This is a genomic window from Rhodococcus sp. SGAir0479 (assembly GCF_005484805.1).
GTDB lineage: Bacteria > Actinomycetota > Actinomycetes > Mycobacteriales > Mycobacteriaceae > Prescottella.
The window spans coordinates 2465621-2482835 of record NZ_CP039432.1 but is presented as its reverse complement, the minus strand read 5'-3'; the positions used below and the strand labels follow the sequence as shown (position 1 = coordinate 2482835).

At 71.6% G+C, this 17215-nt stretch carries 13 protein-coding genes; all 13 read left to right on the top strand.

The window, feature by feature from the left end:
- The 13 genes from E7742_RS11620 (at nt 1) to ffh (ending at nt 17210) form a co-directional block, all read left to right on the top strand.
- The gene (locus E7742_RS11620; protein ID WP_137799089.1) at nt 1-651 is read left to right on the top strand and encodes a potassium-transporting ATPase subunit C; all 651 of its coding nucleotides are present in this window, start codon (nt 1-3) and stop codon (nt 649-651) included.
- A gap of 7 nt (nt 652-658) precedes the next feature.
- Nucleotides 659-3256, top strand: coding sequence for a sensor histidine kinase (locus E7742_RS11615; RefSeq protein ID WP_137799088.1), 2598 nt, complete (start codon nt 659-661; stop codon nt 3254-3256).
- A complete protein-coding gene (locus E7742_RS11610) occupies nt 3253-3933 on the top strand; it encodes a response regulator (RefSeq protein ID WP_137799087.1) in 681 nt (226 codons plus the stop codon). The genes E7742_RS11615 and E7742_RS11610 overlap by 4 nt, the downstream gene beginning before the upstream one ends.
- 51 nt (nt 3934-3984) lie before the next feature.
- Nucleotides 3985-4377 carry an SRPBCC family protein gene (locus tag E7742_RS11605; RefSeq protein ID WP_137799086.1) on the top strand — a complete coding sequence of 131 codons (393 nt, stop codon included), beginning with the start codon at nt 3985-3987 and terminating at the stop codon, nt 4375-4377.
- A gap of 59 nt (nt 4378-4436) precedes the next feature.
- Complete coding sequence (locus tag E7742_RS11600) at nt 4437-4877, top strand: OsmC family protein (RefSeq protein WP_137799085.1); 441 nt, start codon at nt 4437-4439, stop codon at nt 4875-4877.
- A gap of 47 nt (nt 4878-4924) precedes the next feature.
- Nucleotides 4925-5212 (top strand): acylphosphatase, encoded by a 288-nt coding sequence (locus E7742_RS11595; protein ID WP_137799084.1) that lies wholly within the window; start codon nt 4925-4927, stop codon nt 5210-5212.
- A 22-nt stretch (nt 5213-5234) separates the two neighbouring features.
- A complete protein-coding gene (smc, locus tag E7742_RS11590; protein ID WP_137799083.1) occupies nt 5235-8840 on the top strand; it encodes a chromosome segregation protein SMC in 3606 nt (1201 codons plus the stop codon).
- A gap of 64 nt (nt 8841-8904) precedes the next feature.
- Nucleotides 8905-9438 carry a glutathione peroxidase gene (locus E7742_RS11585; protein ID WP_137799082.1) on the top strand — a complete coding sequence of 178 codons (534 nt, stop codon included), beginning with the start codon at nt 8905-8907 and terminating at the stop codon, nt 9436-9438.
- Nucleotides 9439-9510: 72 nt separating this feature from the next.
- On the top strand, nt 9511-11037 hold the full coding sequence (ftsY, locus tag E7742_RS11580; RefSeq protein WP_137799081.1) for a signal recognition particle-docking protein FtsY: 1527 nt from the start codon (nt 9511-9513) through the stop codon (nt 11035-11037).
- 281 nt (nt 11038-11318) lie between these two features.
- Nucleotides 11319-12644 carry an ammonium transporter gene (locus E7742_RS11575; RefSeq protein WP_441346918.1) on the top strand — a complete coding sequence of 442 codons (1326 nt, stop codon included), beginning with the start codon at nt 11319-11321 and terminating at the stop codon, nt 12642-12644.
- Between the two features lie 4 nt (nt 12645-12648).
- Complete coding sequence (locus E7742_RS11570; protein WP_137799079.1) at nt 12649-12987, top strand: P-II family nitrogen regulator; 339 nt, start codon at nt 12649-12651, stop codon at nt 12985-12987.
- The gene (locus E7742_RS11565) at nt 12977-15514 is read left to right on the top strand and encodes a [protein-PII] uridylyltransferase (protein ID WP_137799078.1); all 2538 of its coding nucleotides are present in this window, start codon (nt 12977-12979) and stop codon (nt 15512-15514) included. The genes E7742_RS11570 and E7742_RS11565 overlap by 11 nt, the downstream gene beginning before the upstream one ends.
- Nucleotides 15515-15635: 121 nt before the next feature.
- Nucleotides 15636-17210 carry a signal recognition particle protein gene (ffh, locus tag E7742_RS11560; RefSeq protein ID WP_137799077.1) on the top strand — a complete coding sequence of 525 codons (1575 nt, stop codon included), beginning with the start codon at nt 15636-15638 and terminating at the stop codon, nt 17208-17210.
- Nucleotides 17211-17215: the final 5 nt, after the last annotated feature.

The window sequence follows — 17215 nt, the reverse complement described above, 5'->3', positions numbered from 1 at the left end:
ATGAGATTCGGAATCACAATGCTCAAACAGGTGTGGGCCGGGCTGCTGGTGCTGCTCGCCCTCACCGCGATCCTCGGGGTGCTGTACCCGGCCGCGGTGTGGGGAGTCGGGCGCCTCGGTGCGGGCTCCGCGGAGGGGTCGCCGGTGGCCGACGCGGCCGGGTGCGTGGTCGGAAGCCGTTGGGTGGGAGTCGATCCCACGGCGCCGGCGGGCCAGCCGGACCCGTTCTTCCACAACCGAGTGGTCGGTTCGGTCACGGGCAACGACCCCTTCGCCACGGGCGACCCGGCCGCGGCGCTGCCGTCCAACCAGGGGCCCAGCAGCGAGGTGCTCGCCGGGTTCGTCGTAGCCCGGCGTGCCGCAGTCGCCGAACGGGAGGGGGTGGCGGCGACCGACGTGCCGGTCGACGCCGTCACCGGCTCCGGGTCCGGGATCGACCCGCACATCTCGCCGGAATACGCCGCGCTGCAGGTGCGCCGTGTCGCCGCCGCCAACGGCCTGAGCGAGGGGTGGGTGCGCGAGTTGGTCGCCGAGCACACCGACGGCCGGCAGTTCGGGTTCCTCGGGGCCGAGCGGGTGAACGTACTCGAGCTCAACGTGGCACTGGGACTGACCGCGCCTGGGTGCGGCCCGGTGGCGCCGGGTGAATGATGACGGGGTGAGCAACCTCGAGCCGGCCCGCCCGCGTCGACGCGGAGAACTGCGGATCTATCTCGGTGCGGCGCCGGGCGTGGGCAAGACGTACGCGATGCTCGGGGAGGCGCAGCGGCGGGTCGAGCGTGGCGGTGACGTCGTGGCGGCCGTCGTGGAGACCCACGGCCGCCCCCGCACCGCCGCGCAACTGTCCGGGCTCGAGGTAGTCGCACCGAAGCTGGTCCGGTACCGCGGCACCGCGATGCCCGAACTCGACGTCGAGGCGGTGCTGGCGCGTCGGCCCGCGGTGGTGCTGGTGGACGAACTGGCGCACACGAACACGCCGGGCAGCCGCAACGAGAAGCGTTGGCAGGACGTGAACGAACTGCTCGACGCGGGCATCGACGTGCTGTCGACGCTCAACGTGCAGCATCTGGAAAGTCTCAACGACGTGGTGCAGCAGATCACGGGCGTGGCGCAACACGAGACCGTGCCCGACGAGGTGGTGCGTTCGGCCGCGCAGGTGGAGTTGGTCGACATCACGCCGGAGGCGTTGCGGCGCAGGCTCTCTCACGGGAACGTGTATGCGGCCGACAAGGTCGATGCGGCGCTGGGTAACTACTTCCGGCGCGGGAATCTGACGGCGTTGCGCGAACTGGCGCTGCTGTGGGTGGCCGACCAGGTGGACGCGGCGCTCGCGAAGTACCGGGCCGAGAACAAGATCACCGACACGTGGGAGACGCGGGAGCGGGTGGTCGTCGCGGTCACCGGTGGCCCCGAATCCGAGACGCTGGTCCGCCGGGCCGGGCGCATCGCCGGTAGGTCCAGCGCCGAACTGATGGTCGTGCACGTCGTGCGCGGTGACGGTCGGGAAGGCGTCTCGGCCTCCGACATGGGCCGGGTGCGCAAGTTGGCGGCGAACATCGGCGCGAGCCTGCACAGCGTGGTGGGCGACGACGTCCCGACGACGCTGCTCGAGTTCGCCCGAGAGGTCAACGCCACGCAGCTGGTGATCGGGACGTCACGGAGGTCGCGATGGGCGCGGATCTTCGACGAGGGCATCGGGGCGGCCATCGTCCAGCAGTCCGGGAAGATCGACGTCCACATGGTCACGCACGACGAGGCCGCCACTCGCAGCCGAATCTCGATCCGCGGAAGCCGCGAGCGCCGGCTGGTGTCCTGGCTGGCGGCGGTGGTCGTGCCGTCGCTCGCGAGTGTGCTGATGGGGGTCGTCGACCGGTTCTCCGGTGTCGGGGGCCAGAACGCCCTGTTCTTCGTGGTAGTCCTGGCTGTCGCGTTGCTCGGTGGCGTCGGGCCGGCGATCGTGTCCGCTCTCGTCTCCGGGCTGCTGCTCAACTACTTCTTCACGGCGCCGCTCCACAGCCTCACGATCGCCCAGCCCGACAACTTCATCACCACCGTGGTGTTGCTGGTCGTGGCGGTCGCGGTCGCGGTGCTGGTCGACGCGGCGGCCGAAAGGGCGCGAGACGCCCGGCGGGCGTCACAGGAGGCCGAGCTGCTGGCACTGTTCGCGGGGTCGGTGCTACGTGGCGCGGATCTGCCGGCGCTGCTCGAGAAGGTGCGTGAGACATACGCACAGACGGGCGTCAGCGTGGTCCGGCGGGGCGACGGCGTGGTCAGTTCCGCGGGAGTGTCGCCGCCGACTTCCGTCGACGAGGCGGGGACCGTGTGCGAGGCCGGTGACGGCGAGTACGCGCTGCTGCTAGGGGGGAACGAACTGGGTGCGCGGGACCGAAAGGTTCTCTATGCGGTCGCGAATCAGGCCGTCGGGCTGATCCGCCAGCGTCAGCTCGCCGAGGAGGCGGGCCAGGCTTCGGCCCTGGCCGAGGCCGACCGGCTGCGCCGTTCGCTGCTCTCGGCCGTCAGCCACGACCTGCGCACCCCGCTCGCCGCCGTGAAGGCCGCGGTGTCGAGCCTGCGCAGCGACGACATCGAGTTCTCGCCCGAGGACACCGCGGAGCTGCTGGCCACCATCGAGGAGTCGGCCGACCAGCTGACCGCGCTCGTCGGCAACCTGCTCGATTCGTCGCGGCTGGCTGCGGGCGTCGTGAAACCGACGCTGCGACGGGTCTACCTCGAGGAGGTGGTGCACCGCGCGCTGGTCGGCGCCGGCTTCGGCGGGCCCGGTTCGGCGCGGCGGGTGCGGGATCAGGTGAAGGTCGAGGTGGGGGACGCCGCGGTGATGGCCGACGCCGGCCTGCTCGAGCGGGTGCTGGCCAACCTCGTCGACAACGCGCTCCGGCATGCGCCGGACGAGCCGGTGCGGATCGGTGCGGCCCGCATCGGCGACCGGACCACGATCACCGTGGCCGACACCGGGCGTGGGCTCGTGCGCGGCACCCACGAGCAGGTGTTCGACGCGTTCCAGCGGCTCGGCGACCGGGACAACACCACGGGCGTCGGGTTGGGGCTGTCGGTGGTCAAGGGATTCGTCGAGGCGATGGGTGGCACGGTGAGCGCGACGGACACCCCTGGCGGGGGTCTGACGATGGTGGTGGAACTGGCAGCCTGGCCCGGGGAGTCCACGGAGGACGGTGCGCCGGCGGGGCCGGCAGATGATGGGCCGGCGGGGCCGGCAGACGGTGCGGAGGGAGCCCGATGATCCGGGTACTGGTGGTCGACGACGAGCCGCAGATCCTGCGGGCGCTGCGGATCAATCTGAGCGTCCGTGGCTACGAGGTGACGACGGCGTCGACCGGGGCGGCCGCGTTGCGCGCGGCGGCCGACAAGCATCCCGAGGTGATCGTGCTCGATCTCGGTCTGCCCGACATGGACGGCATCGAGGTCCTCGCGGGCCTGCGGGGCTGGTGCACCGCCCCGGTGATCGTGCTGTCGGCGCGCACGGATTCGTCGGACAAGGTGGAGGCGTTGGATGCCGGGGCCGACGACTACGTCACCAAGCCGTTCGGGATGGACGAGTTCCTCGCGCGGCTGCGGGCCGCGGTGCGGCGCGGGGCGGCGGCAGCGGAGACCAGCGAACCGGTGGTGGTGACCGAGTCTTTCACGGTGGATCTGGCCGCGAAGAAGGTCACCCGCGACGGTTCGGAGGTGCACCTGACTCCCACGGAGTGGGGGATGCTCGAGATGCTCGTGCGCAACAAGGGCAAGCTCGTGGGGCAGAAGGAGTTGCTGCGGGAGGTGTGGGGTCCCGCGTACGCCACCGAGACCCATTATCTGCGTGTCTATCTCGCGCAGTTGCGGCGCAAGCTGGAGAAGGACCCGTCGCATCCGCAGCACCTGTTGACCGAGACCGGGATGGGGTACCGCTTCCAGGTGTGAACGGCGCGGTGGGTACTGTCGTCCGCCCCACCGCGGTGGCAGGATCGGTCCATGATCAGTCGCCACGTCAGCCGCGTGATCGCGGCGTCGCCGAATGCGGTGTACGAGTTCGCGTCCGATCCCGACAACCTGCCGAGGTGGGCGGCGGGTCTGGCCAGGACCGAGGTGGTGCGCGAGGGGGACGCGCTCGTGGTCGACTCGCCCATGGGGCGGGTCACCGTGCGGTTCGTGCCCCGCAACGGATACGGAATCGTCGATCACGACGTGACGCTGCCGTCGGGCGCGACCGTGACCAATCCGGTGCGGGTCCTCGCCCACCCCGAGGGTGCGGAGATCGTGTTCACGATCCGCCAGCTCGAACTCACCGACGACGAGTTCGACCGTGACACCCGCATGGTGGAGGAGGACCTCGACCGACTCGCGCGGCTGCTGACCTCGCCCTGAGCGCCCGAGTCCCCCGGGCGGCGCGGCGCGACACAGGGCGGATGGCAGGATCTTCACTCATGGCTGAACAGACTCCGAACTCCGCTCCCGCTCCGACCGAACTGTGGGTGGAGCGCACCGGCACACGCCTGTACACCGGTCGCAGCTCTCGCGGCGCCGAGGTGCGGATCGGATCGGAATCGGTGGAGGGCGTGTTCACGCCCGGCGAGCTGCTCAAGATCGCGCTGGCGGCGTGCTCCGGCATGAGCTCGGACTTCCCGCTGTCGCGCCGGCTCGGTGACGACTACGACGCGACGATCCGGGTCTCGGGTGCCGCCGACCGGGAGAACGAGGTGTACCCGCATCTCGAGGAGACGCTCGAGCTCGACCTGAGTGAACTCGACGAGGCGGCGCGGGACCGGCTGGTCGCGCTCGTCGAACGGTCGATCGACAAGGTGTGCACGGTCGGGCGCACGCTGAAGGCGGGCACCACGATCACCCTGAACGTCACGCAGGACTGAGCGCCGAGCCGTCCGCGACCCGAGCCCGCCGATCGATAATGGCCCCCATGTACGACACCGACGAGATCGAACGCCTCACCGCCTGGGTCCACGGCTACGTCCAGGGCGTCGGGTTCCGGTGGTGGACCCGGGCCCGGGCGCTCGAACTGGGGCTGGTCGGTCACGCGACCAACCACGCCGACGGCCGGGTGCTCGTGATCGCCGAAGGGTCGCGGGATGCGCTCGAGCGGCTCCTCGCGCTGCTGCGCTCGGGTGAGACGCCCGGAAGTGTGACCCTGGTGGTCGAGCACTTCGGTGCGGCGCGCGGGGGACTTTCCGGGTTCGTCGAGCGCTGATCCGCAGGTAGAGTCCACCGTCATGCATCTGAAGAGTCTGACGCTGAAGGGTTTCAAATCCTTCGCGTCCGCAACGACTCTGCGGTTCGAGCCCGGCATCACGTGCGTGGTGGGGCCCAACGGCTCGGGTAAGTCGAACGTCGTCGACGCGCTCACCTGGGTGATGGGCGAGCAGGGCGCCAAGGCGCTGCGCGGCGGTAAGATGCAGGACGTGATCTTCGCCGGCACCGCCGGGCGGAGCCCGCTGGGGCGTGCCGAGGTCACCCTCACGATCGACAACTCCGACGGTGCCCTGCCCATCGAGTACTCCGAGGTGTCCATCACCCGGCGGATGTTCCGGGACGGGGCCGGCGAGTACGAGATCAACGGCAACTCGTGCCGCCTCATGGACGTGCAGGAGTTGCTGAGCGACTCCGGCATCGGCCGCGAAATGCACGTCATCGTGGGCCAGGGACAGTTGTCGGCGATCCTCGAGTCCCGGCCCGAGGAGCGGCGCGCGTTCATCGAGGAGGCGGCCGGCGTCCTCAAGCATCGCAAGCGCAAGGAAAAGGCGGTCCGCAAGCTCGACGCCATGCAGGCCAACCTGGCCCGCCTCAACGACCTCACCGCGGAACTGCGCCGACAACTCAAGCCCCTGGGCCGGCAGGCCGAGGTCGCCCGCCGGGCCCAGACCGTGCAGGCGGATCTTCGGGACGCCCGCCTGCGCCTGGCGGCCGACGACCTCGTTGCGCGCCGCGCCGAGCTGGCGAACCAGACGCACGACGAGAAGCGCGCCCGCGAACAGCAGGAGGCGGTGCAGGCCGCACTGGACGCTGCGACCGCCGAGTTGGGCGGCCACGAGCAGGCGCTGGCCCGGCTGGCCCCGCAGGCGGAGGCCGCCGGCCAGACGTGGTTCCGGTTGTCGGCGCTGGCCGAACGGGTGAGCGCGACCGTCCGGATCGCGCAGGAACGCGCCCGGCATCTCGAAGCCGAGCCGGTGGCTGGTCGGAGCCAGGACCCCGACGAGATGGAGGCCCGCGCCGACCGGATCGCGCAGGAGGAAGCCGAACTGGTCGCGGCCGTCGAACTGGCGCGGGCGACCCTCGATGCTGCCCGCGAACAACTCGCCGACCGGGAGGAGGCGGCCGCGGCGGCCGAGCGGGCGCACCTGGCCGCGGTCCGCGCTGCGGCCGATCGCCGGGAGGGGCTGGCCCGGTTGGCCGGTCAGGTCGACACCCTGCGGACACGGGCCGAATCCGTCGACGCCGAGGTTGCCCGCCTCGACGTCGCGATCGAGGAGGCCCGACAGCGCGGTGACGCCGCGCAGGCCGAGTTCGACGCCGTCGCGGCCACGGTCGACGACCTGGACGCCGGTGAGGTGGGACTCGACGGCCAGCACGAACGTGCCGTCGCCGCACTGGAACTCGTCTCCGGACGGGTCGCGCAGCTGCAGGCCGAGGAGCGCGACGCGGGTCAGCAGGTGGTCTCGCTGAAGGCCCGCATCGACGCGCTGGCGATCGGTCTGGAACGCAAGGACGGCAGCGCGTGGCTGCTCGAACACCACACCGGCGGCCTCACCGGGGCGGTGGCCGAACTGTTGCACGTCGAAGCCGGATTCGAGGCGGCGGTCGCGGCGGTGCTCGGACCTGCCGCCGATGCCCTCGTCGCGGACTCGGCGCAGGCCGCGGCCGCCGCGGTGTGGGCGCTCGCCGACGGGGACGGCGGCCGGGCCGCGATCGTGTTCCCGGCCGAGACCGCGGTCGCGCCGGTGCTGTCGGATCTTCCCGGCGGTGCTCGGCCGCTCGTCGACGTCGTCGAGGTCCCGGACGGGGCGCGCGCCGGCGTCGTCGCGCTGCTCGGCGGTGTCGCGGTCGTCGAGTCCGTCGACGACGGGTTGGCACTGGTCGGCTCGACGCCCGGGTGGCGGGCCGTGACCCGGGCCGGGGACCTCCTCGGTCCCGGCTGGATCACCGGCGGCTCGGACCGGCGCCCCAGCACGCTCGAGGTGCAGGCGGCGATCGACGCGTCGGTCGCGGCGCTGGGGGACGCCGAACGCCGCTCGCAGGAACTGTCCGCGGCGCTGGCCGGTGCGCTGGCCGAGCAGCGCGACCGTGCGGAGGTGGCCGAGCAGACCCTCGCAGCGCTGCACGAATCCGATGCCGCACTGTCCGCCGTCTACGAGCAGCTGGGGCGGCTGGGACAGGTGGTGCGCACCGCGCGCGCCGAGTCCGATCGGCTCGTCGCGCAGCGCACCGAGGCAGAAGCGGGCCGGGGGGAGACGCTCGCGTCGCTCGCCGAGCTCGAGGAACGGCTCCGGCGCGCCGAGGAGGACGTGGACGCCCGGCCCGACGACGCGTCGGCGGCCCCGGGCGGTCACAGCGACGCCGAACGTGAGCTCGCGGCCGCCGCACTCGCCGAGGTGCGGGCGGTGGAGGTGGAGGCGCGGCTCGCGGTGCGGACCGCCGAGGAGCGAGCGGAATCCGTTCGGGGCAAGGCCGATTCGCTGCGCCGCGCCGCCCAGGCCGAGCGGGAGGCGCGGGCGCGTGCCGAGCGGGCGCAGCGGGCCCGGCAGGCCGCGGCCGCTGTCGCCGCCGCGGTCGCCGACGCGGGCACCCGGGTGGCGGCCCGGCTCGAGACCGCGGTGGCGGCCGCGGCCGCGGACCGGGACGAGCTGACCCGGCTGCGGGCGGCGCACACCGAACAGGTGGAGGCGCTCAAGGAGCAGGTGCGTCAGCTCACCGGGCAGATGGCGGCGCTCACCGACGCCGTCCACCGCGACGAGGTCGCCCGCGCGCAGGCAGCGCTGCGGATCGAGCAGCTCGAGCAGACAATCCTGGAGCAGCACGCGATTACCCCCGACGACCTGATCGCCGAGTACGGCCCCGACGTCCCGCTGCCGCCGTCCGAGCTGGAGATCGCGGAGTACGAGCAGGCCCGCGAGCGCGGCGAACAGGTCACCCGGCCCGCGCCGGTGCCGTACGACCGGGCCTCGCAGGAGCGGCGGGCCAAGCGGGCCGAGAAGGACCTGGCGACGCTCGGCAAGGTCAATCCGCTGGCGCTCGAGGAGTTCGCCGCGCTCGAGGAGCGCTACAACTTCCTCTCCACGCAACTCGAGGACGTCAAGAACGCGCGCAAGGATCTGCTCGGTGTGGTCGCCGACGTCGATGCGCGGATCCTGCAGTTGTTCACCGAGGCGTACACCGACGTCGAGCGGGAGTTCGTCGAGGTGTTCGCGACGCTGTTCCCGGGTGGCGAGGGTCGACTCGTACTGACCGACCCGTCGGACATGCTGACGACCGGTATCGACGTCGAGGCCCGCCCGCCCGGCAAGAAGGTCAAGCGGCTGTCGCTGCTGTCGGGCGGCGAGAAGTCGCTCACCGCCGTCGCCATGCTGGTCGCGATCTTCCGGGCCCGGCCGTCGCCGTTCTACGTCATGGACGAGGTGGAGGCCGCGCTCGACGACACCAACCTGCGGAGACTGATCGGGCTGTTCGAGCAGCTGCGGGAGAAGTCGCAGCTGATCGTGATCACGCATCAGAAACCGACGATGGAGGTCGCCGACGCGCTGTACGGCGTCAGCATGCGCGGGGACGGCATCACCACCGTCATCTCGCAGCGCCTGCGCGGCCAGAACCTGGTCGCCGGCTGAGCCGGCGCCGTGCACCCAGCGGCGTGCACCCCGCACGCCGTATCCGAACACTCCGGGAGAACCGATGAATGCCCACACCTTCCCCGTCCGGACCGCCGACGGAGCCACCGAGGACCTGAGCGCGTACCGGGGCAAGCTGCTGCTGATCGTCAACGTGGCGAGCAAGTGCGGCCTCACTCCGCAGTACGAGGGCCTCGAGGCGCTGTACCGCGCGCACGCGGACCGGGGCCTGCAGGTCGTCGGCTTCCCGTGCAACCAGTTCGGTGACCAGGAACCCGGCGACGACGCCGAGATCCAGGAGTTCTGCAGCGTCAACTACGACGTCACCTTCCCGGTGTACGCGAAGCTCGAGGTCAACGGCGACGACGCCCACCCGCTGTACCGATACCTGCGTGCCGCCGCCCCAGGCGACTTCGGCCCGGACCACGGTTTCCTGTACGAGCACGTGAGCAAGACCCGCCCCGAGGCGATCGGCACCGATGAGGTGAAGTGGAACTTCACCAAGTTCCTCGTCGATCGGGACGGTGAGGTGGTCCGCCGCTTCGAGCCCACCGTCACCCCCGAGCAGATCGCCGAGGACATCGCGGACCTGCTGTAGCACCTGCGGTGCGGCGCGCGGCCGATTCGCCCGGGGGCTCCGCGGCGGCGCGTCGCCTGACAGGATGTCGGTGTGACTACCGGAGCCTGGATAGCAATAGCGGCCGTACTGGCCGTCCTCGTCGTGGCACTCGTCGTCGGCCTGATTCTGGCCCGGCGCCGCCGCGTCAGCCTCGCCGCGCCCGAGAAGCCCGAGCTGACCGAACGTCCGAAGGACCGTTCGGGTGGTTATCAGGCCGGGGGAGGCTTCAACTTCAGTCAGGGCCCGTCCGCCACCGCGCCGCCGAAGGTGCCCCCGGCCGCACCGAAGACGCCGCCCGCTCCGCCGGTGCCTCCGGTGGTGCCGCCGGTTCCGCCCACCCCGGCCCCGGAGCCGAAGGCCGAGCCGATCGCGCCCGAGCCCGTCGCACCGCCCGAGCCGGTGGCACCGCCCCAGCCCACGGTGGCGCCCGAGCCCGTCGTCGAGGAGCCCGCGCCGGCCGCGGAACCCGTCGCCGAGGAGTCGGCTCCGGCCGCCCCGCCCGCCGAGCCCGCGGCTCCTGCCGAACCCGAGGCGCCCGCCGAGCTTGCTCCCACGCCGGAGCCGCCCGCCCCGCCCGCGCCCGAACCCGCCGCCCCCGACTCGGTGGTCGTGGTCGAGCCGGAGCCGGGCGCCGCGGCACCCGCGATCGAGGAGATCGCTCCCACCGCGGGCCGCCTGGATCGTCTGCGTGGCCGGCTGTCGCGGTCGCAGAACGCGGTCGGCAAGAGCCTGCTGGGCCTGCTCGGCGGTGGCGACCTCGACGAGGACTCGTGGGAAGAGGTCGAGGACACGCTGCTGATCGCCGACCTCGGCACCGCGACCACCACCAAGGTCGTCACTCGGTTGCGCGAGGAGATGGCGGCGCGCGGTGTCCGCACCGAGGCCGAGGCGCGCGCCGTGCTGCGCGAGGTGCTCGTCGACGAACTGCGTCCCGAGATGGACCGCTCCATCCACGCGCTCCCGCACGCCGACCATCCGGCGGTGCTGCTCGTCGTCGGTGTCAACGGCACCGGCAAGACCACGACCACCGGCAAGCTCGCGCGCGTCCTCGTCGCCGACGGCCGTCGGGTGCTGCTCGGCGCGGCCGACACCTTCCGCGCGGCCGCGGCCGACCAGTTGCAGACGTGGGCCGAGCGCGTGGGTGCCGAGGTGGTCCGCGGCAAGGAGGGCGGCGATCCCGCCGCGATCGCGTTCGACTCCGTCGCCCGGGGCATCGAGGACGGTGTCGACTGCGTGCTCATCGACACGGCCGGACGCCTGCACACCAAGACCGGCCTGATGGACGAGCTGGGCAAGGTCAAGCGCGTGGTCGAGAAGAAGGCCGCCGTCGACGACGTCCTGCTGGTGCTCGACGCCACCGTCGGGCAGAACGGCCTCATGCAGGCCCGGGTGTTCGCCGAGGTCGTCGACATCACTGGTGTCGTGCTCACCAAGCTCGACGGCACCGCCAAGGGCGGCATCGTGTTCCAGGTCCAGCACGAGCTCGGTGTGCCGGTCAAGCTCGTCGGTCTCGGCGAGGGCGCCGACGACCTCGCGCCCTTCGAACCGGGGGCCTTCGTCGACGCGCTGCTCGGCTGACCCTCCTTCCTCCCGCCGCTGCCCGGTCCCTGAACCCAGGGGCCGGGCAGCGGCGTTTCGCGGCCTTCGGGCCGTTCGACCGGCTCCTCGGGGCCGGAAACGCCGCCAGGAAACGCGACCGCAACACGAGGGGCCGATCCGTTCACGTGCCCGAAACCGCGGAAAACCACGGACGAAACACCGCCTGAGCAGTCTGTGTCTGCAGAACGACAAGACAGACGAGGAGGCTCACCGTGGACTTTCCCACTCTCGGAGCCCCGGACACCGGGGACACCGCGTGGATGCTCATGAGCGCCGCGCTGGTGCTCCTGATGACCCCGGGTGTCGCGTTCTTCTACGGCGGCATGGTCCGCGCGAAGAACGTGCTGAACATGATCATGATGAGCGTCGGCGCGATGGGCGTCGTCGGCGTGCTGTGGGTGCTGTTCGGCTATTCCGTCGCCTTCGGTGACGACAAGGGCGGCGTGATCGGGGATCCGACCGAGTTCTTCGGCCTGAGGGGACTGTTCGGGGGCGACTACCTCGGCGACGCGGAGACGGGAGCCGCAGTGTCGATCCCGCTGGTCGGCACGGTTCCGGCCCTGGTGTTCGTCGCCTTCCAGGCGATGTTCGCGATCCTCACGGTCGCGCTGATCTCGGGTGCGGTCGCCGACCGTATGAAGTTCGGTGCCTGGCTGCTGTTCGCGGGGCTGTGGGCGACGGTCGTCTACTTCCCGGTTGCGCACTGGGTGTTCTCGTTCGACGGGGTCACCGCCGCGACCGGTGGTTGGATCGCGAACAAGCTCGGTGCCATCGACTTCGCCGGCGGCACGGCCGTGCACATCAACGCCGGTGTCGCGGGTCTGGTCCTCGCGCTCATGCTGGGTAAGCGTCGCGGCTGGCCCAAGACGCCCTTCCGGCCGCACAACCTGCCGTTCGTGATGCTCGGTGCCGCGCTGCTGTGGTTCGGGTGGTTCGGCTTCAACGCCGGTTCGGCCGTCGGCTCCAACGGCGTCGCGGCTGCCGCGTTCGTCACCACCATCGTCGCGACCTGCGCCGCGATGCTCGCCTGGCTGCTGGTCGAGAAGCTCCGCGACGGTCACGCCACCACCCTCGGCGGCGCGTCCGGCATCGTTGCGGGCCTGGTCGCCATCACCCCCGCCTGCTCGTCCGTGGACGTCGTCGGCTCGATCGTGATCGGCGTGGTCGCCGGTGCACTGTGTGCGCTGGCCGTCGGCCTCAAGTACCGCTTCGGCTACGACGACTCGCTCGACGTGGTGGGCGTCCACCTCGTCGGCGGTCTCGTCGGAACGCTGCTGGTCGGTCTGGTCGCCACCGACGCCGCCCCGGCCGGTGTCGACGGGCTGTTCTACGGCGGCGGACTCGACCAGTTGTGGCGTCAGGCGGTCGGCGCGGGCGCGGTGCTCGTGTACTCCTGCATCGCTACGGCCGTCATCGCGCTTATCGTGAAGGTCACGATCGGACTGCGGGTCGGCACCGAAGCCGAGGTTCGCGGCGTGGACGAGAGTGAGCACGCCGAGAGCGCCTACGACTTCGTCGCACTCGCCGGTAGCCCGGTCCCGGGGCGCGCACCGGCGCCCGCAACTGTTGCCGCCAGGGAGGCATGAGGTTATGAAGCTGATCACCGCAATCGTCAAGCCGTTCACGCTCGAGGATGTCAAGACGGGACTCGAACAGGCTGGTGTACTCGGTATGACGGTCAGCGAGGTCCAGGGGTACGGGCGGCAGAAGGGCCACACCGAGGTCTACCGCGGAGCCGAGTACTCGGTGGACTTCGTGCCCAAGGTCCGGGTGGAGGTCGTCGTGGACGACGCCGTCGTGGACAAGGTCGTCGAGGTCATCGTCGAGGCCGCCCGCACCGGCAAGATCGGCGACGGCAAGGTCTGGGTCACCTCGGTCGAATCGGTCGTCCGGGTTCGCACCGGCGAACGGGGCGCGGATGCCATCTGACCCTCACGGGTCCGGATTTCACGGCCCTGATCCAGTCGCCCTCACGGCGGCCGGGTCGGGGCCGTTCCGGTCCCAGGACCCCGACACCGTGACCGGCGCCGCCCGCCCCGACGACGCGGGTGATCTCGCGCGGGCCCGCGAACAACTGCTCGCGGGCGGCACACGCAACCACCGGCTCGACGCCGCCGCGCTGCGGCACGCGCTGGTCGACCTGCACGAGTTCTGGCTCACCACAAAAGGAAACGAGCTGGGGATCCGACCCGACTCCGGCTTCGCGATCGTCGCGGTCGGGGGACTGGGCCGTCGCGAGATGATGCCGTACTCGGACCTGGACCTGATCCTGCTGCACGACGACGTGGACCCGGCCGTGGTCGCGCGGGTCGCCGACCAGCTGTGGTATCCGCTGTGGGACGCGCACATCAAGCTCGACCACAGTGTGCGGACGGTGCCGCAGGCGCTTCAGGTGGCCGCCACCGACCTCACCGCGACGCTCGGCATGCTCGAGGCGCGGCACATCGTGGGCGACGTCGAACTGAGCCACCTGCTCATCGGCGGGGTACGCCGGCAGTGGCGCACCGGAATCCGTTCGCGCTTCGACGAACTCGTCGAGCAGGCGCAGTCGCGGTGGGCGCGCAGCGGCCAGATCGCGCACCGTGCCGAACCGGACATCAAGAACGGCCGGGGCGGCTTGCGCGACGTCCAGTTGCTCAACGCGCTGTCCATCGCCCAGCTCACCGACGGTATGCCCGGACTCGGCCCCGACACCCCCGGCGGTGGTCTCGCGCTGGCGCACCGCCGGCTGCTCGACGTCCGGACCGAACTGCACCGCGTCGCGCGGCGCTCGCGGGACCAGCTGCGCGCCCAGGACGCCGACGAGATCGGGGCCGCGCTGCGGATCGGCGACCGGTTCGACCTGGCGCGCACGCTCAGCGACTGCGCCCGGACCATCGGGTACTCGGTGGACGTGGGACTGCGCACCGCCGGCAACTCGCTGCCGCGGCGCGGACTGTCGAAGCTGCGCCGGGTGCCGCTGCGCCGGCCGATCGACGAGGGGGTCGTCGAGCAGTCGGGGGAACTGGTCCTCGCCCGCGACGCCCGGCCCAAGCGTGATCCCGGGCTGGTGGTGCGGGTGGCGGCGGCGTCGGCGACCACCGGACTGCCCATCTCCGCGTCCACGCTGGGGCGGCTGTCCGACAGCGCGCCGGAACTGCGCGAACCGTGGCCCAAGGGCGCGCTGGCCGACCTGCTGGTGCTGCTGGGGTCCGGGCAGCGGGCGATCCCGACGATCGAGGCGCTCGACCGGACCGGGCTGTGGGGCCGGCTGCTGCCCGAGTGGGGGGCCGTGCGGGACCTGCCCCCGCGCGACGCCGTGCACACGTGGACCGTCGACCGGCACCTCGTCGAGGCGGTCGCGCAGGCGGGTGCGCTCACCACGCGGGTCTCCCGGCCCGACCTGTTGATGCTGGGGGCGCTGCTGCACGACATCGGCAAGGGCCGCGGCGGCGACCACAGCGTCGTCGGCGCCGAGCTGGCGGCGCAGATCGGCGCGCGGCTGGGGCTGTGGCCGTCGGACATCGAGATCCTGACCGGCATGGTGCGCCACCACCTGCTGCTGGCCCAGACCGCGAGCCGCCGCGATCTCGACGATCCGGCGACCGTGGAGTCGGTCGTCGAGAAGGTCGGCGGCGATCCCGTGCTGCTCGAGCTGCTGCACGCCCTCGCCGAGGCGGACTCGCTCGCGACCGGCCCCGGCGTGTGGGGCGACTGGAAGTCGTCGCTCATCGGGGAACTCGTGCGCCGCTGCCGGCTCGCGATGGCAGGGGAGCCGCTGCCGGTACCCGACCCGATCGACCCGGCGCTCGTCGACCTGGCCGCGCAGGGCGGCGTCCACGTCACGCTCGACCCGGGCACGGCGGCACACACGTATCTGGTGACCGTCGTCGCGCCCGACAGCCCCGGGTTGTTGTCGCACGAGGCGGGCGTGTTGGCGCTCAGCTCGCTGCGGGTGCTGTCCGCGTCGCTCGGCCATCACGGCGAATCGGCGATCAACGCGTTCGTCGTGGCCCCCAGGTTCGGCGCGCCACCCCAGGCCGGTCTGCTGCGGCAGGAACTCGTCCGGGCGATCGGGGGCGACGTCGACGTCCTCGAGCTGCTGGACACGAAGGAGCGGGAGGCCCGCGAGAACCAGGCGCTCGAGGATCGGACGTCCGCGGCCGTGCCGGTGCAGTACGCGCAGGCGCCGCCCCGGGTGATCTGGTTCGACGCCCCGGACGGCGCCGAGCCGGGCGAGGTGATCGTGGAGGTGCGCGCCGAGGACCGGCCGGGACTGCTCAGCCGGCTGGCCCGGGTGTTCGAGCGGCACGGCGCCGACGTGCGCTGGGCGCGGGTGAGCACGCTGGGGTCCGCCGTGGTCGACGCGTTCTGCATCCGGCAGTCCGACGGCGACACCCGCGCCGGCCGTGAACGCCTCGAGCGCGCGATCCTCGCGGTCGTGCCGGCCCCGCAGCCGAAGAAGAAGGAGGAGTGAGCGCGTTCGCGCCCCGCCGCCGCAGGGTTGCCGCGCGGTGGCAGGGGTCAGAACGGTTACCCTGGTCGGAGAATATTCACGGCTTGCAGCCAGACCAGCACAGAGCTCAGGAGCGCATTCGGTGTTCGAATCCCTTTCCGACCGGTTGACCGGAGCCCTCAAGGATCTGCGTGGCAAGGGTCGCCTCTCCGGAGCCGACATCGACGCCACGTGCCGCGAGATCCGTCTCGCGCTCCTCGAGGCCGACGTCGCGCTCCCCGTCGTCCGTTCCTTCATCGCCAAGATCAAGGAACGCGCGAAGGGCGCCGAGGTCTCGGCCGCGCTCAACCCGGCGCAGCAGGTCGTCAAGATCGTCAACGAGGAGCTCGTCGGCATCCTCGGTGGTGAGACGCGGCGCCTGCAGTTCGCGAAGACGCCGCCCACCGTGATCATGCTGGCCGGTCTGCAGGGTTCCGGTAAGACGACCCTCGCCGGCAAGCTGGCCAAGTGGCTGAGGGACCAGGGTCACACGCCGCTGCTCGTCGCCTGTGACCTCCAGCGTCCGGGCGCGGTCAGCCAGCTGCAGATCGTCGGTGAGCGTGCCGGTGCGGCCGTGTTCGCGCCGCACCCCGGCACGTCCGTCGGCGGCGGGGAGAACCCGCTCGGCATCTCGGCGGCCGATCCGGTGGAGGTCGCGCGCGCCGGTGTCGAGGAAGCCCGCTCCAAGCAGTACGACGTGGTCATCGTCGACACCGCGGGTCGCCTCGGTATCGACCAGGAACTCATGGCGCAGGCCGCGGGCATCCGCGACGCCGTGCAGCCGGACGAGACGCTGTTCGTGCTCGACGCCATGATCGGCCAGGACGCGGTGCACACCGCGGAGTCGTTCAAGTCGGGTGTCGGCTTCACCGGTGTCGTGCTCACCAAGCTCGACGGCGACGCGCGCGGTGGCGCCGCGCTGAGCGTCCGCGAGATCACCGGCGAGCCGATCCTGTTCGCCTCCACCGGTGAGAAGCTCGAGGACTTCGACGTCTTCCACCCGGACCGCATGTCCAGCCGCATCCTCGGCATGGGCGACGTGCTCACGCTCATCGAGCAGGCCGAGCAGGTGTTCGACGCGCAGCAGGCCGAGGCCACCGCCGCGAAGATCGGCTCGGGTGAGCTCACGCTCGAGGACTTCCTCGAGCAGATGATGGCAGTGCGCAAGATGGGCCCGATCGGCAACCTTCTCGGCATGCTGCCGGGCGCCGGTCAGATGAAGGACGCGCTCGCCAACGTCGACGAGAAGCAGCTCGACCGCATCCAGGCGATCATCCGCGGCATGACGCCGGCCGAGCGCGAGAACCCGAAGATCATCAACGCCTCCCGCCGGCTGCGCATCGCGAACGGTTCCGGCGTGAAGGTCTCGGACGTCAACCAGCTGGTCGACCGATTCTTCGAGGCCCGCAAGATGATGGCCGCGATGGCCGGGCGCATGGGTATGCCGGGCGCGCGCAAGCAGCTCAAGGGCAAGAAGGGGAAGAAGGGCAAGAAGGGCGGCAAGGGCCCGACGCAGCCGAAGATCAAGGGCGGGTTCCCGGGCGGTTTCCCCGCGGGCATGCCCGGCGGCATGCCGGCCGGGTTCCCCGACCTGTCGAAGATGCCCAAGGGCCTCGACCAGTTGCCCCCGGGCCTTGAGGGCCTGGACCTGTCGCAGCTCAAGCTTCCCAAGAAGTAGACCGC

What these genes read in the sequence shown, in the direction of transcription:
- E7742_RS11620 (WP_137799089.1), top strand. Translation starts at nt 1, where the DNA reads ATGAGATTCGGAATCACAATGCTCAAACAGGTGTGGGCCGGGCTGCTG.
- E7742_RS11610 (WP_137799087.1), top strand. Translation starts at nt 3,253, where the DNA reads ATGATCCGGGTACTGGTGGTCGACGACGAGCCGCAGATCCTGCGGGCG.
- E7742_RS11605 (WP_137799086.1), top strand. Translation starts at nt 3,985, where the DNA reads ATGATCAGTCGCCACGTCAGCCGCGTGATCGCGGCGTCGCCGAATGCG.
- E7742_RS11600 (WP_137799085.1), top strand. Translation starts at nt 4,437, where the DNA reads ATGGCTGAACAGACTCCGAACTCCGCTCCCGCTCCGACCGAACTGTGG.
- E7742_RS11595 (WP_137799084.1), top strand. Translation starts at nt 4,925, where the DNA reads ATGTACGACACCGACGAGATCGAACGCCTCACCGCCTGGGTCCACGGC.
- smc (WP_137799083.1), top strand. Translation starts at nt 5,235, where the DNA reads ATGCATCTGAAGAGTCTGACGCTGAAGGGTTTCAAATCCTTCGCGTCC.
- E7742_RS11585 (WP_137799082.1), top strand. Translation starts at nt 8,905, where the DNA reads ATGAATGCCCACACCTTCCCCGTCCGGACCGCCGACGGAGCCACCGAG.
- E7742_RS11575 (WP_441346918.1), top strand. Translation starts at nt 11,319, where the DNA reads ATGCTCATGAGCGCCGCGCTGGTGCTCCTGATGACCCCGGGTGTCGCG.
- E7742_RS11570 (WP_137799079.1), top strand. Translation starts at nt 12,649, where the DNA reads ATGAAGCTGATCACCGCAATCGTCAAGCCGTTCACGCTCGAGGATGTC.
- E7742_RS11565 (WP_137799078.1), top strand. Translation starts at nt 12,977, where the DNA reads ATGCCATCTGACCCTCACGGGTCCGGATTTCACGGCCCTGATCCAGTC.